The following is a 15,013-nucleotide window of genomic DNA, read 5'->3' on the forward strand; positions in this document are numbered from 1 at the left end:
CCCATGAAAGATCACAAGGAATAACAACGATGGCCGACCTGCTCTCCACCGGCGTCTCCGGGCTGCTTGCCTCGCAAGTCGGCCTGTCCACCGTCGGCCACAACATCAGTAACGTCAATACGGCCGGGTATACGCGGCAGACGACGTCGTTCAATGCTCGCGCTCCGCAGTACAACGGCGGGTATTACGTGGGGCAGGGTGCCGATGCGGTCAGCGTCCAGCGCGCCTACAGCCAGTTCCTCACCCAGTCGGTGTGGTCGGCGAACTCCGGGCAGAGCCGTGCCACGCAGTACGCCAGCCTGACCGCCTCGGTGAATAACGCGGTCAGTGGCTCGGCCAATCTGCAGACCGCCCTCGACGGCTTCTTCGGCGCCGTGAGCGACCTCGCCAACGCGCCGGTCGACACCGCGAGCCGCCAGGCCTTGATCGGCAAGGCGAGCACCCTCGTTTCCACGTTCCGCTCGCTGTCGTCGCAGTTCCAGCAGATCGACCAACAGACCAACCAGGAAATCAGCAACTCGGTCGACAGCATCAACAGCCTGGCGCAGAGCATCGCCGACCTCAACGGACAGATCCAGAAAGCCTATGCGGGTGGCGCCGCGCCCAACGACCTGCTCGACGCGCGTGACCAGGCGATCTCGCAGCTGTCGCAGGTGGTGGGCGTGAACGTCACCCAGGGCAGCGATCACATGGTCACGGTGTCGGTGGGCAATGGCCAACCCCTGGTCAATGGCACTGATGCGACCAAGCTGAGCACCGCCGCCAATCCCTACGATTCCTCGCGCATGGAAGTGGTCGGGCCGGGCGGTTCCATCATCAGCGGCCAGCTGGGCTCCGGTTCGCTGGGCGCCACCTTCGATTTTCGCACCAACGTGCTCGATCCGGCGCGCAACCAGCTCGGCCGGTCGGCCATCGCCCTCACCGACGCGTTCAACAAGCAGCATGCGCAAGGCATCGACCTCAACGGCGATGCGGGCGGGGACTTCTTCACGATCGGCGATCCCGCGGTGTTCAACAACACGGCCAATACGGGGAACGCCCAGGTCACGGCGACCGTGACCGACGTGGGCAAGCTCGGCAGCGCCGACTACATCGTGCGTTACAACGGAACCAGTTGGTCGGTGACGACGACGGCCGGCGTCACCGTGCCTTCGACGGGTACGGGTGCCGCGGGGGACCCCATCCTCATCGATGGGCTGGCGATCTCGGTGCCAGGCGGCACGCCTCAGGCCGGCGACAGCTTCCAGATCCAGCCGACGCGCAATGCCGCCTCCACCATGAACGTGGCGATCAGCGACACCAACAAGATCGCGGCGTCGGGGCCCCTGGCCGCCACCAAGGCCGCCGGCAACACCGGCAAGGCCACCCTGGGCGCCCTCACCGTCACCAATGTCGCCGATCCGGCGTTCAACACCCCGGCCAACATCGTCTTCACCTCGCCGACCACGTACACCGTCAATGGCGGGGCTCCGCAAACCTATGCGGATGGCGACACGATCACCGGCAACGGGTGGACGCTCAAGCTTTCCGGTGTCCCGGCCGCTAACGATACGTTCACCGTGAAGCCGGCGGGTTCGGCCAGCGGCGACAACGGCAATGCGCTCGCGCTCGCGAACGTGGCGAACAAGGGTGTCCTCGACAATGGCGTCACCACGGTGGGCAAGTCCTATAGCCAGCTGATCGCCCAGGTGGGCACGGCGGGCGCTCAGGCGAACACCGCGCTCAACGCCCAGCAGAGCATCCTCGACCAGGCCATGGCATCGCAGCAGAGCCTTTCCGGAGTGAACATGGACGAAGAAGCGGCCAACCTCCTGCGGTTCCAGCAAGCGTATGCGGCATCCGCGCAGGTGATCAACGCGGCGAACACCATCTTCGATTCCCTTATGACCGCCGTGCGGGGCTGACGATCATGCGTATTTCCACTTCCTGGGGCCAGCAGCAAGCCGTCGACTCGATGCTCGACAGGCAATACCAGATGTCGCAGACGCAGCTCGCGCTGGGCAACGGCAAGGCGATCCAGACGCCCGCCGACAATCCCGCGGCAGCCGCTCGCGCCGTCGACACCAATTCGGCCAGCGCGCAGAACGATCAGTACACGCGCAACATCCAGTCGGCCACCACCCGGCTCTCCGTCGAAGAGCAGGCGCTTTCCTCGGCGGGCGACATTCTCGACCGCATCCGCTCGCTCACGCTGGAAGGCATGAACGGCACGCAGACCGACGAATCGAGGCAATCGATCGCGACGGAGCTGCGCCAGACGCTTCAACAACTCGTCGCACTGGGTAACACCAAGGACGGGCAGGGCGAGTACATTTTCGCGGGTAGCCGCACCACGACCCAGCCTTTCACCATCGACGGCCTGAGCGTCAACTATGGCGGCGACCAGAGCCAGCGCATGGTCGCCGCGGCGGCCGGCCTGCAGGTCGCCACCGGCGACAGCGGCGCCGACGTCTTCATGTCGATCCGCGGTGGCAACGGCACCTTCGTCACCAGCGCGGGCGCCGCCAATACCGGCACGGCCGTGGTAGGCGCCACCTCGGTGACCGACGCGAGCGCGTGGGATGGCGGCAGCTACAGCATCACCTTCACTTCGCCCACCGACTACGAGATCCGCGACGTCAACGACCCGACCAATACGGTCATCTCCACGGGGACGTACACGGGCGATACCGGCACCATCGCGTTCAAGGGCGCGCAGCTCAACCTCACGGGCAATCCTGCCACGGGCGACACCTTCGCCGTGGGCCCTTCGTCGTCGCAGGATGTCTTCTCCTCCGTGGCGGGCATCATCAACGCCTTCGAGGCACCCGGCGGCGGCGCGCCGATGAACAACCAGATCAACGCGCAGCTGCAGAACCTCGACCAGGCCGCCACCAGCTTCCTCGATACGCGCACGAAGATCGGCGCGCGCATGAACACGCTCGACCAGCAGACGCAGATCGGTGCGGACGTGAAGTTGCAGTACGCCAGCACGCTCTCCGACCTGCAGGAACTCGACTACGCCAGCGCCATCAGCAAGTTCACCCAGCAGCAATCCGCCCTGGACGCCGCGCAGCAGTCGTACGTGAAGATGCAGAACCTGAGCTTGTTCAACTACCTCAAATAAGAAACGCGTCAATCCTCTTGCAGTGCATTGGAGGCGGCCGAGAGGCCGCCTTTTTTCTTGCAACGAGGCCTAAACCCCGGGCCGGACGTGCCGATAAGGAACCCTGACAGCGGCCGGCGAGGCGTCATTGACGGGTGCTGATCAAGAAAGTGGTTGACAGGTAGAAAAAGTTCTCAAGTTTCTTCCCGGCGTGCCGTAAACCTCTCTGAGGCGGAAGGCTTCCCTAACGGAACCCCGCCGGACTACGCCGCACAACCTCCGGCATTTCGGTTCCGCTTACAAAGGATCAATCCCATGGCTCTGACCATCAACACCAACATCATGTCGCTGAATGCTCAGCGTAACCTGAGCACCTCGCAGACGAAGCTGTCCTCGGCCATCGAGCGCCTGTCCTCCGGTATGCGCATCAACAGCGCGAAGGACGACGCCGCCGGCCTCGCCATCTCCACCCGCTTCACCACGCAGATCAACGGCCTGAACCGCGCCGTGCAGAACGCCAACGACGGTATCTCGCTGTCGCAGACGACCGAATCGGCGCTGGACGAAGTCACGAACAACCTGCAGCGCATCCGCGAACTGGCCGTCCAGTCGACCAACGCCTCGAACTCGGACAGCGACCGCGCCGCACTCGACGCCGAAGTCCAGCAGCGCCTGGCGGAAGTCACCCGCATCGCCACGCAGACCAACTTCAACGGCATGAAGGTCCTCGACGGTTCGGCCAACTCGCTCAGCTTCCAGGTCGGTGCCAACGTCGGTGAAGTGATCACCGTCGGCCTGAACCAGGGCATGAAGGCCAACCAGGTCGGTCAGCTGGCCTCCGGTTCCGCCTCGCTGGCGTTCACGGCCACCGCCGCCTCGGGCGCCGTCACCACGGCCGGCCAGGCCCTGGCTACGTCCGACTTCTCGGTCACCCCCGCCAACTTCACCGTCAACGGCACCGCGGTCAGCCTGACCACGAACCTGACGAACGCCGCCGGTGTCGCCGCCGAAATCAACACGCAGCTGGGCGCCGGCGCCACGGCCACGGCTTCGGTCAACGCCACGACCGGCCGCATCGAGTTCACCAGCACGGCCACGGGCAACACCGCGACGGCTCCGGTCATTGCCGGCGCCAATGCGTCGATCTTCGGCACCACCTCCACGACTGCTGGCGTCAGCATCGGCGACAAGACCCCGGTCACGCTCGCCGCCGGCGCCGTCACCCTGCAGGTCGGTGACAACCCCTCGTTTGACCTCGCCGGCACCTACAACTCGGCGCAGGACCTGGCCGACGCGATCAACGCCAAGTCGGGTCAGGGCATCAACGCCTATGTCGGTTCCGACGGCGCGGTGAAGTTCGCTTCGGCGAAGGCGATCACGGTGGGCGGCACGGCCCCGGCCGACGCTGGCCTGACGGCCGGTACGCTGGCGGTCTCCACGACCGACACCCTGGCCAACTCCTCGGTCAAGACGGTCGACGGCGCCAACCAGACGATCAACCGCATCGACGCGGCCCTGCAGTCGGTCTCGGATCTCCGTTCGGACCTCGGTGCGGTGCAGAACCGCTTCGAGTCGACGATCTCCAACCTGCAGAACATCTCGCAGAACCTGACCTCGTCGAAGTCCGCCATTACGGACGCCGACTTCGCCCAGGAAACGGCGAACATGTCCTCGGCCCAGATCCTGCAGCAGGCCGGCGTCTCGGTCCTCGCCCAGGCGAACCAGGCCCAGCAGATCGTCTCGAAGCTGCTCCAGTAACAGGCGTCACACCGCCAAACCCGGTTGATGCCGGGTTTGGCAGGGTAATTGCTTAGTTGTCGGCGGTTGGCGCTCGAAAGGGAGCCAGCCGCCGACAAATTGGCGCCCAGGGCAGTGAGGCGTCCTCCAGGAGAGCTTCATGGCCACCAATCCCATCACCCTCGGCTCCAGTTCCATCGATGTCGCGAGCATCGTCACCAACCTGACGAACAACAAGCGCGCCGCGACGGACAGCTCCCTGGCTGCCCAGGTCAGTGCGAACACCACCCAGATTTCCGCGATCGGCAACTTCACCTCGTCGCTGACGAGCTTGCAGAACGCGATGAAGGCACTCACGGACGGTAGCGCGTTCACGACGCAGAAGACCTCCATCGACGATCCGACGATCCTTTCCGCGACAGCAGACGCGGATGCCCAGCCGAACACGTACAACATCGTCGTCAGTAAGCTAGCCACTCCGCAAAAGACCACCTCCACGGCTTTCGCCACCAGCAAGGCGCTGGTAGGCACCGGCACGCTCACGATCGCCATCGGCGCCAAGTCGATGAGCCTGAACGTGGCTTCCGGCGCGAATTCGCTGGAGAACATCCGCGATGCCATCAATAAGTCGTCGGACAACCCGGGTGTCAGCGCTAGCATCGTCACGGGTACCGATGGCGCACACCTTGTTCTGACGTCCACCTCGACGGGCGCGGCCAATGCCTTCACCGTGAGTTCCAGTGGCGGCGACGGCAATCTGTCGCAGCTGAACTTCGATCCGGCGACGGATTCCGCGACGGGCAAGGCGCAGGATGCCGAGTTCACGATCGACGGCCTCCCCGCCACCAGTTCGTCGAATACCGTCGCGAACGCCATCGACGGCGTCACGTTGACCTTGTCCAAGGTTGGACCCGCCAAAGTAACGATCGCCAACGATCCCTCCGCGGTGTCCACGGCCGTCACCTCGTTCGTCGCCGCCTACAACGCCTTCGTTTCCACCTATCAGACGCTGACCAAGTACGACGCGACCAACCAGCAGGTCGGCGCCCTCATCGGCGACGCCACGCTGGCCTCGATCAAGAGCCAGATCACCTCGTTGGTCGGCTCGCAGTCCACGGGCAGCGGCGCTGGCCCGAAGTCGCTGAGCGACCTCGGCGTGGCGTTCCAGATCGACGGCACGCTGAAGTTCGATTCGACCAAGCTGACCAAGGCCCTCGCGACCAACCCCAAGGAAACCCAGGGGTTGCTCAGTGGCAGCGACGGCATCGCGCCGAAACTGGACAAGCTCATCACCAGCTGGACCTCGTCCAGCGGCATCCTGACCCAGCGCACGGCCAACCTGAACAAGAAGGCCAAGGATCTCACCCAGCAGCAAACGGACTTCAACGTCACGATGAAGGCCTATTCCGACCGCCTGACCAAGCAGTACACGGCGCTCGACACGATGATGACCAAGCTCAGCAATACCAGCAGCTTCCTCCAGCAGCAGTTCGACGCGTTGACCACCAGCAAGAGCTGACGGTTTTCCCAGGAAAAGACTCATGGCACTCGGATATTCCCAGGGCGCAGGCGCCTACAAGCAGGTCCGTACGCAAGGCGGCATCGAAACCGCCGATCCGCACGGCCTCATCACCATGCTGATGGACGGTGCGCTCGAGAAGATCCGTTTCGCCCTCGGCCACATGGTGACCGGGAATGTGGCCGGCAAGGGCGAGGCCATCTCGAAGGCCATCGAAATCGTCGGTGCGCTGCAGTCCGCCCTGAACCACGAGGTGAAGTCACCGCTGGTGGGGCAGCTGGATAGCCTGTACGACTACATGAGCCGCCGCCTCTTGCACGCCAACCTGCACGACGATGCGGATGCGCTGGACGAGGTGACCCGCCTGCTCGGGCAGATCCGCGAGAGCTGGATCGCGATTCCCGTCGACGCCCGTCAGCCTGCCGGAGAGGGAGCGTGACCGACGTCGTCTGGTGCGACCTCGACCGCGTCCTCGGCCTGACCGAGGCCATGCATGCCGCGGCCAGCGAAGGACGCTGGGATGAGCTGGCGGAACTGGAGGCCGAGCGCGAGCCGATCCTCAGGGGCGGCAGCATGCGTCCCGCGCCGGAAACACTGGAGTCGTTGAAGTCCATCATGTTGCTCGACGGCCTCATCAAGGATCTCGTTTCCGTGGCCCGCGACGAGGTTTCCGTCGCGTGGGACGCTTCCCGCCGGGTACGCCGGGCCGTGGCCGCGTATAGTTCCTTCTGAGCGTTGATCTTCGGCAGGGGGTGGGGCGGATGAGCGGCGAAGACTGGCAGGCATTCTCCGATCGTGTCGCCTGGGACGCGGCATTCCACGCCACTTGCGACGCCGTCGAGCGGCCCGACGCCGCCGCGCTGTCCCTCATCAACGATCGCAACGCCAGCGTCCTGGTCGCGGTGTCGGCGCTCATGGACCGCCGTAGCGATCCCGCCGAGGACGACAGCCCGCTTTCACAGGAAGTGGGCCGGCTCGACGCCAAGCTCAATGTCCTGATGGAGATCGTGAACCGGCTCCTGCTTCCCCAGTCGGGCTTGCCGCCGCGGATGCCGCTGCGTTTCAACGCGGCCGGTGCCGTACTGCCCTGGCATGGCTTGCCCCCTGTGGGCCAGTCCGTCCTGCTCAAGGTGCATTTCGACGTGTGTCGCGCGTTGCCACTGGAACTGCCCGGCGTGCGCCTTGCCGGCCCGTTGGATGGCAAGGGATTCATCGGCTTCGAGGGCTTGTCCGAAGCCGTGCGGGATGGCCTGGAACGACTGGTTTTCCGCCAGCACAGGCGACAGATCGCCGAAGCACGGGCCCAGGCAAGGCCTGCGGAAGGCGCCCCGGACGCGATGTGACCTTTTACGTCACGTGACGTCGGAACGTCGCGTGGCGTCCCGCGTCACATTCGTGACGCCTGTCGTCACGATGGACGTCAGGCGCCTTACGGCTCGCCTGGCGGCCATCGAAAGGGATTTCGCGCACAACCGGAAGGGCCGCGGTAGCACGTACATTTCAGCCGTCGTGCGCCGGAATTCCGACGTTGGCACGCTCTTTGATTGATACCTTGCAACGAGGTCGACGGGATTCCATCGCGGAACCGTTCCCAGACCTTCGACCACACGTCATGCGAGGTACTCCAGGTGAAGTCTTCCAATTTTCTCGTTGTCGAATCCGACACCGCCCGCGCCGACAGCATCGTTTCCGCGCTGGCCTTCCTCGGCTACCGCCCGGTGCTGGCCAAGCAGATGCAGTTGGCCGAAGTATCGGAAAACTGGCGCGGCGCCTATGTCGGCATGGTGGACGACGAGAACGAACTGGAAAGCTACCTTTCCGCGCTCGGCCGTGGCGGTCGCCAACTGCCGCTGCTGGTCGCGGCGGATTCTCCGCTTGCCACGTCGCTGATCGCCGATGACGTGCGCAGCCAGCACGTGGAACTGGTGGACATGCCGCTGCGTTACGAGCGCCTGTCCGAAGCCCTGCGTGCCTTGCAGTCGCGCATGGAGCCGATACCGTCCAGCCGTCGCTTCGTGGGCCAGTCCGGGCCGATGCAGCGCGTGAACGCGCTGATCCGCCAGGTCGCGCCGTTCGATTCCAGCGTGCTGGTGCTGGGTGAGTCTGGCAGCGGCAAGGAACTGGTCGCCCGCACCATCCACGACTGTTCGCCGCGCCGCGACAAGCCGTTCGTCGCGATCAACTGCGGCGCGATTCCCGCCGAACTGCTCGAAAGCGAACTGTTCGGCCACGAGAAGGGTGCCTTCACCGGCGCGATCAGCACCCGCAAGGGCCGTTTCGAGATGGCCGAGGGTGGCACGCTGTTCCTGGACGAGATCGGCGACATGAGCTTGCCGATGCAGGTGAAGCTGCTGCGTGTGTTGCAGGAGCGCGTGTTCGAACGGGTGGGCGGGAACCGTCCGCAGCGTTGCGACGTGCGTATCATCGCCGCGACCCATCGCGACCTCGAAGATGCCATCGAGCGTGGCGGTTTCCGCGAGGACCTCTTCTATCGCCTGAGCGTGTTCCCGCTGGAGATGCCGCCGCTGCGCCAGCGTCTCGAAGACCTGCCGGCACTGATTTCCGAATTCAACCAGCGCCTGGTCCATCGCGGGCTGTCGTCGATCCGCTTCTCGCCGAGCGCCATGGGTGCCCTGTGCCGCTACGGCTGGCCGGGCAACGTGCGCGAGTTGTCCAACCTGGTCGAGCGGATGGCCATCCTCATGCCGCACGGCGAAGTCCGCGCGGCCGACCTTCCGGAGAAGTATCGGGGTGTCCTGCCGGTCGAGGAAGTCTCGGGCGCGGCGCTCATCGCGATGATGGAAGCCGGGCCGGAAATCGCCGAGACCTTCGGCTATGCCGGCGAAGGCGACCCGTCGGTCCTGCCCCAGGGTGGCCTGGATCTGAAGGATCACCTTGCCGGCATCGAGATTGGCCTGATCCGCCAGGCGTTGAACTCCGCCAACGGCGTCGTCGCCCACGCCGCCAAGCTGCTCCGTGTCCAGCGCACCACGCTGGTCGAGAAGCTGCGTAAGTACGGTTTGTCCGAGACGGTCCAGGCGGGCTGATAATCCAACGCTTGGCACAGGTCGTGCATCGGGTGACGCAAAGCCGATAACGCGTTGGAAAACCGTCATGACCACGATCGACGTCAATAGCCTCCTGCTCCAGATGCGCCGTATCAGCGCGCAGACCGAGATGCCCGCTCTGCGTGGCGTAGGCGAAACCGCCCCGGCGGCGAAGGGTTCGTTCGGCGACTTGCTCAAGCAATCGATCGATGGCGTGGCGCAGAGCCAGGACAAAGCCGGAAAAATGGCGACGGCATTCGAGCGCGGCGACCCGGGCGTCGATCTCGCCCAGGTGATGATCCAGGGGCAGAAGGCCGATCTCTCGTTTCGCGCGATGACCGAAGTGCGCAACAAGATGATCGATGCCTACAAAGAAATCATGAACATGTCGATCTGATTCGGCATGAGCGCAATGACAGGATTCGAGTCGAACCATGGCAGATAACGGCGTAGCCACCACGGACAGCAATAACGCGTCACGCATGGACTCGCTGAAGTCGCTGGCGCAGACGCCGGCGGCGCGGCAGATCTTCATGCTGGCCGGTATCGCGGGTGCCGTCGCTATCGGCATCGCCGCGGTGATGTGGTCCCGCGCACCGAACTACGGGCTGCTTTACGGCGGCCTGGAGCAGAAGGACGCCGCCGCCGTCACCCAGGCGCTGCAGGCAGGCAACACGCCCTATACGTTGAGTTCGGACGGCAGCTCGATCTTCGTCCCTGCCGCGGATGTCGCAGGCGTCCGTCTCAAGCTCGCTGGCCAGGGGCTGCCACAGGGCAGCGCCGCCAGCGCCATCCCGCAGGCTGATTCGCCGTTCGGCATGAGCGACATGGCCGAGCGGTCGCGCTACCAGTCGCTGCTCGAGAACGACTTGTCCAATACGATCGCCGGCCTGCAATCCGTGCGTGCGGCGCGCGTGCACCTGGCCTTGCCCAAGCCGTCGGCGTTCATTCGCGACAACAAGCCGGCCAGCGCATCGGTGGTGGTTACCTTGTATCCGGGCCGGCAACTCGACCAGGGCCAGGTGGCCGCCATCGTTCACCTCATCGCCGCCAGCGTGCCCGACCTCGATACCCGCCAGGTCTCGGTGATCGACCAGGGTGGCAATCTTCTCACCGTGAGCGATCCGGACAGCGCCTCGGCCATCGGCGACAGCCGCCTTCGCCTGTCCAACCGCATCGAAGCCACCTATACGCAGCGTGTCGAGGATCTGCTCACGCCACTCGTGGGCGCGGGCAAGGTACGTGCCCAGGTCTTCGCCGATCTCGATTTCTCGCAAACCGAGAAGGCCAGCGAAACCTTCAATCACGACAATCCGGCGCTGCGCAGCGAGCAGACCAACAGCGACACGCGCACCGAGCCGGCGAACAACGGCGGCGTACCGGGAGCGTTGAGCAACCAGCCCCCGAACACGGGCGCGAACGCGACGGCGGCCAACCCCGCCGCGGGTGCCGCCAAACCCGGCGCGCAGGCGGCCACCACTCAGGCCGCGCAGACGCCAACGCAGCAGACGCAGAGCGCCACGCGCAACTACGAACTGGACCGCACGGTCAGCCATGTCACCGATCCGGCGGGCAAGGTCGCCCGCCTTTCGGTGGCCGTGGTGGTCGACAACAAGCAGATGCCCGACAAGGACGGCAAGACCAAGAGCGTGCCGTTCACGCCGGAGGAACTGTCGCGCCTGACCGAACTCACCAAGAACGCCGTGGGCTTCAGTGCCGAGCGTGGCGACAGTGTCAGCGTCATCAACGAACCCTTCCATGGCGCCACCGCGGAAGAAGCGCCGGTGAGCGCGCCCTTCTGGGAACGTCCGGGCATGCTCGACCTGATCAAGCAGGGCCTGGGCGTGATGATCGCGCTGCTGGTGGGGTTCTTCGTCCTGCGCCCGATCCTCAAGGGGCTGTTGAAGCCCGCTCCGCTGGCGATGAACAACGTCGCGCTGGCGGGACCGATGCCGAGTGTTTCGGTGATGGTCGATGACGACGACATGACGCCGGACCGTGTCAGCACGTCGCAGGCCCAACTCGGCTCGCCCGCGTTGCTGGCCTACGAACAGAAGGTGGGCCTTGCCAAGCGCATGGCCGCCGAAAATCCGAAACAGGTGGCGCAAGTCGTGAAGAGCTGGGTATCCGACGATGGCGGCTGAGCAGAAAGAGGCCCTGACGGGCGCGCAAAGGGCGGCGATCCTGCTCCTCACCCTGGGTGAGGAGGATGCGGCATCCATCCTGAAGCACCTCGGCGCACGGGACGTGCAGGCCGTGGGCACGGCCATGGCCGCGTTGAAGAACGTGACCAAGGAACAGGTCGACCTCGTCCTCACGAAACTTCAGGAAGACGTCGGCCAACATACCTCGATCGGTGTCGGCACCGAGGAATACATCCGCCGCATCCTGGTCAACGCATTGGGCGAAAACAAGGCCGGTGGCCTCATCGACCGTATCCTCCTGGGCCGAAGCAGCAAGGGCCTGGAATCGCTGAAGTGGATGGAAAGCCGGGCCATCGCCGAGATGATCGGCCAGGAGCATCCGCAGATCATCGCGCTGGTGCTGGCCCACCTCGAGTCCGACCAGGCCGCGGAAGTGATCGGTTACCTCCCCGTGCGCACGCGCAGCGACGTGGTGATGCGCATCGCCACGCTCGACGGCGTGCAGCCGCATGCCCTGAACGAACTGGACGAAATCATGGAGCGCCAGTTCTCCGGGAACTCGAACAAGCTCAAGTCGGCGAGCGTGGGCGGCCTCAAGGCGGCAGCCGATATCCTCAACGCGATGGAAACCTCGCGCGAAGCCGAGCTGATGGCCTCCATCCGTGGTATCGACTCCGGCCTCGGCGAGCGCATCGAGGAACTGATGTTCGTGTTCGACGACCTGGCCGAACTGGACGACCGCAGCATGCAGACGCTGTTGCGCGAGGTTCCGTCGGCACGCCTCATCACCGCGCTCAAGGGTGCGGAATCGGCGATCCGCGAAAAGATCTTCTCCAACATGTCCAAGCGCGCCGCCGACATGCTGCGCGACGACCTCGAGGTCAAGGGCCCCGTGCGCCTTTCCGAAGTGGACGCGGCGCAGAAGGAAGTGCTGGCCACGGCGCGGCGTCTCGCTGACGCGGGTCAGATCAACCTTGCCGGCGGCGGCGAAGAATTCGTCTGATGAGCCTGACCTCCATCCTCGCACGCGAGCGCGTCGGCCAGTTCGAACGTTGGGAGCTTCCCGTCGTCGGTGCGCCCGACGCGTCGGATGCGCGCGATGAAACGATGGACGAAGGCCCGCAACGCCCGACTGTCGCCGAGATAGAGGCGATAGAGCGGCAGGCGCGCGAGGAAGGTTTCAACGCGGGCTTGAACGAAGGCCGCGCGATGGCGAAGCGCGAACTCGCCGCACAAGTGGCGCGGCTCGACGCCTTGTTCGCCGCAGTGGAACGGCCGTTCGCCGAACTGGATAGCGACGTGGCAGGCGACCTGGCCACGTTGGCCACGGTCATCGCCGAGCGCGTGCTGGGCTACGAGATTTCGACGCGGCCGGAAAAGATCCTCGACGTGGTGCGCCAGGCGGTCGATGCACTGCCGGCGGCCACGCGCCACCTGAAGATCCACCTGAATCCGGCCGACGCCGCCATCGTGCGCGAGCACCGTTCATCGCTCGACCATGAAGGCACGGTGATCGATGACCCGATACTGGAGCGCGGTGACGTACGCATCGAGAGCGAGCATTCGCGTCTCGATGCCCGCGTGCGCACCCGACTCGCGGCGGTGGTCGATAGCGTGCTGCAAGGGCAGGGCTATACCTCCCTCGATGACGCGCCGGCCTCGCCATGAGTTCGGTCGACCACGTCGCCGCCCGTAACGCGCATTGGCGCGAATCGTTGGCCGCCCAGCGTGCCAGCGCCGAGCACGTGCGCCCGTTGCAGGCCGAAGGCAAGCTTCGCCGTGTGGTCGGGCTGACGCTCGAGGCGGTGGGTTGCGAGGCACCGGTCGGTGCCCGTTGCATGGTTGCGGGCGCCGACGGCAAGCAACTGGAAACCGAGGTGGTCGGCTTTTCGGACGGACGCCTCTTATTGATGCCAACGGGCGAAATGCATGGCGTGTTGCCGAATGCACGGGTCATCCCGGTGGCCTCGGTCTCGGGCATTCCCGTGGGCGATTCGCTGCTTGGGCGGGTGATCGGACCGGACGGCGTACCGCTGGACGGGCAGGGGCCCTTGCTCGCACGCGAACGCGCGCCCTTGCGTCGCGATCCGATCAATCCCATGCTCCGCCAACCGATCGACACCCCCCTTGATACCGGTGTGCGGGCGATCAATGCCCTGCTCACCGTCGGCCGCGGCCAGCGCATCGGCCTGTTCGCCGGCTCGGGCGTCGGCAAGTCGACCTTGATGGGAATGATGACCCGCTTCACCAACGCCGATGTCGTCGTGGTGGGCCTCATCGGCGAACGAGGTCGTGAGGTGAAGGAGTTCGTCGACCACACGTTGGGCGAGGAAGGCCGTCGCCGCGCCGTCGTCGTCGCCGCGCCGGCGGACGCCCCCCCCTTGTCGCGCCTGCGCGGCGCGCAGGTGGCCACCGCCGTCGCGGAGCACTTCCGCGACCAGGGCAAGCGTGTGTTGCTGCTCATGGATTCGCTCACCCGTTACGCCCAGGCGCAGCGTGAAATCGCGCTGGCCATCGGTGAACCTCCGGCCACCAAGGGTTACCCACCGTCGGTATTCGCGATGTTGCCCGCGCTGGTCGAGCGGGCGGGCAACGACGCGGAAGGCCGCGGCTCGATCACCGCGTTCTACACCGTGCTCACGGAGGGTGACGATTACCGTCACGATCCGATCGCCGATTCCGCGCGAGCCATCCTGGATGGCCACATCGTTCTGTCACGCGACCTGGCCGAGGCGGGACATTACCCCGCCATCGACATCGAGGCATCGATCAGTCGCGTCATGCCCGCCGTCGTCAGCAAGGAACACATGCGGTCGGCGCAGCGCTTTCGCCAGGTGTATTCGGCGTATCGCCAGCAGCGTGACCTGATCGCCGTGGGCGCCTACCAGAAAGGTAGCGATCCGCGTACCGACGAAGCCATCGCGCTCTATCCGCGACTCTCGGCCTTCCTGCAGCAGGAGACCGAGGTGCCGGTGAACCTCCAGGAGGCCGAAGCCGGCCTCGCTGAAACCACGGAGGCCGGGTGATGCCCTCGCGCGCCGACCGCCTCCAGCCCGTCGTCGACCTGGCCACCGAGAAGGCCGAGGACGCCACGCGCGCGCTGGCCGTGCAGCAGCGCGCGCTCGCCGACGCGGAGCACCAGTTGACGGATCTACGCCGATACAGGAACGAATACGCCGAGATGCCCGATGGCATCGGCGTGAGCGCATTGCTCAACCGGCAACAGTTCCTGCAGAAGATCGACATGGCCATCGTGCAGCAACTGGGTGAGGTGCAGCGCCGTGAACGCGCGCTCGAGCGGGCGCGCCAGGATTGGACCGACGCCCGTGGCCGCGCCAAGGCGCTGGACTCGGTCACCACGAAATATCGCGAGCAGGAACGCAAGACGCAGGACCGCCGCGAGCAGGAACAGGCCGACGAACGCTCGCAATATCGACGCCAGCCACGTCCATCCACGCCGACCGATTTGAACGAGTAACCC

At 65.4% G+C, this 15,013-nt stretch carries 14 protein-coding genes; all 14 read left to right on the forward strand.

Going from position 1 to position 15,013, the window contains the following annotated elements; genetic code table 11:
• Positions 1–29: 29 nt before the first annotated feature.
• Positions 30–1,904, forward strand: coding sequence for a flagellar hook-associated protein FlgK (gene flgK / locus ACN9M2_RS04995; protein ID WP_426287048.1), 1,875 nt, complete (start codon positions 30–32; stop codon positions 1,902–1,904).
• 5 nt (positions 1,905–1,909) lie between these two features.
• A complete protein-coding gene (gene flgL / locus ACN9M2_RS05000; protein WP_426287049.1) occupies positions 1,910–3,106 on the forward strand; it encodes a flagellar hook-associated protein FlgL in 1,197 nt (398 codons plus the stop codon).
• 294 nt (positions 3,107–3,400) lie between these two features.
• On the forward strand, positions 3,401–4,843 hold the full coding sequence (locus ACN9M2_RS05005) for a flagellin (protein ID WP_426287050.1): 1,443 nt from the start codon (positions 3,401–3,403) through the stop codon (positions 4,841–4,843).
• A 139-nt stretch (positions 4,844–4,982) separates the two neighbouring features.
• Positions 4,983–6,341: a flagellar filament capping protein FliD gene (gene fliD, locus ACN9M2_RS05010; protein ID WP_426287051.1), complete on the forward strand. Its 1,359-nt coding sequence runs from the start codon at positions 4,983–4,985 to the stop codon at positions 6,339–6,341.
• A 22-nt stretch (positions 6,342–6,363) separates the two neighbouring features.
• Positions 6,364–6,780, forward strand: a complete 417-nt coding sequence (fliS, locus tag ACN9M2_RS05015) for a flagellar export chaperone FliS (RefSeq protein ID WP_426287052.1) — start codon at positions 6,364–6,366, stop codon at positions 6,778–6,780.
• Entirely contained in the window at positions 6,777–7,073 is a 297-nt protein-coding gene (fliT, locus tag ACN9M2_RS05020) for a flagellar protein FliT (protein ID WP_426287053.1), read from the forward strand. The genes fliS and fliT overlap by 4 nt, the downstream gene beginning before the upstream one ends.
• A gap of 29 nt (positions 7,074–7,102) precedes the next feature.
• The gene (locus ACN9M2_RS05025; RefSeq protein WP_426287054.1) at positions 7,103–7,684 is read left to right on the forward strand and encodes a PilZ domain-containing protein; all 582 of its coding nucleotides are present in this window, start codon (positions 7,103–7,105) and stop codon (positions 7,682–7,684) included.
• Positions 7,685–7,969: 285 nt separating this feature from the next.
• Entirely contained in the window at positions 7,970–9,388 is a 1,419-nt protein-coding gene (locus ACN9M2_RS05030; RefSeq protein WP_426287055.1) for a sigma-54 dependent transcriptional regulator, read from the forward strand.
• Between the two features lie 67 nt (positions 9,389–9,455).
• On the forward strand, positions 9,456–9,785 hold the full coding sequence (fliE, locus tag ACN9M2_RS05035; RefSeq protein ID WP_426287056.1) for a flagellar hook-basal body complex protein FliE: 330 nt from the start codon (positions 9,456–9,458) through the stop codon (positions 9,783–9,785).
• 37 nt (positions 9,786–9,822) lie between these two features.
• Positions 9,823–11,532 carry a flagellar basal-body MS-ring/collar protein FliF gene (gene fliF / locus ACN9M2_RS05040; RefSeq protein ID WP_426287057.1) on the forward strand — a complete coding sequence of 570 codons (1,710 nt, stop codon included), beginning with the start codon at positions 9,823–9,825 and terminating at the stop codon, positions 11,530–11,532.
• Positions 11,533–11,545: 13 nt separating this feature from the next.
• Entirely contained in the window at positions 11,546–12,535 is a 990-nt protein-coding gene (gene fliG, locus ACN9M2_RS05045) for a flagellar motor switch protein FliG (protein ID WP_371022264.1), read from the forward strand.
• The gene (locus ACN9M2_RS05050) at positions 12,535–13,200 is read left to right on the forward strand and encodes a flagellar assembly protein FliH (protein ID WP_426287058.1); all 666 of its coding nucleotides are present in this window, start codon (positions 12,535–12,537) and stop codon (positions 13,198–13,200) included. Before fliG ends, ACN9M2_RS05050 begins: the two co-directional genes overlap by 1 nt.
• Positions 13,197–14,558 (forward strand): flagellar protein export ATPase FliI, encoded by a 1,362-nt coding sequence (fliI, locus tag ACN9M2_RS05055; RefSeq protein WP_426287059.1) that lies wholly within the window; start codon positions 13,197–13,199, stop codon positions 14,556–14,558. Before ACN9M2_RS05050 ends, fliI begins: the two co-directional genes overlap by 4 nt.
• Positions 14,558–15,010 (forward strand): flagellar export protein FliJ, encoded by a 453-nt coding sequence (gene fliJ, locus ACN9M2_RS05060; RefSeq protein WP_426287060.1) that lies wholly within the window; start codon positions 14,558–14,560, stop codon positions 15,008–15,010. The genes fliI and fliJ overlap by 1 nt, the downstream gene beginning before the upstream one ends.
• The last annotated feature ends 3 nt before the right edge of the window (positions 15,011–15,013 follow it).

Origin of the sequence: Luteibacter sp. E-22 (genome assembly GCF_049913125.1) — a bacterium.
In the GTDB taxonomy this organism is placed as follows: Bacteria; Pseudomonadota; Gammaproteobacteria; order Xanthomonadales; family Rhodanobacteraceae; genus Luteibacter.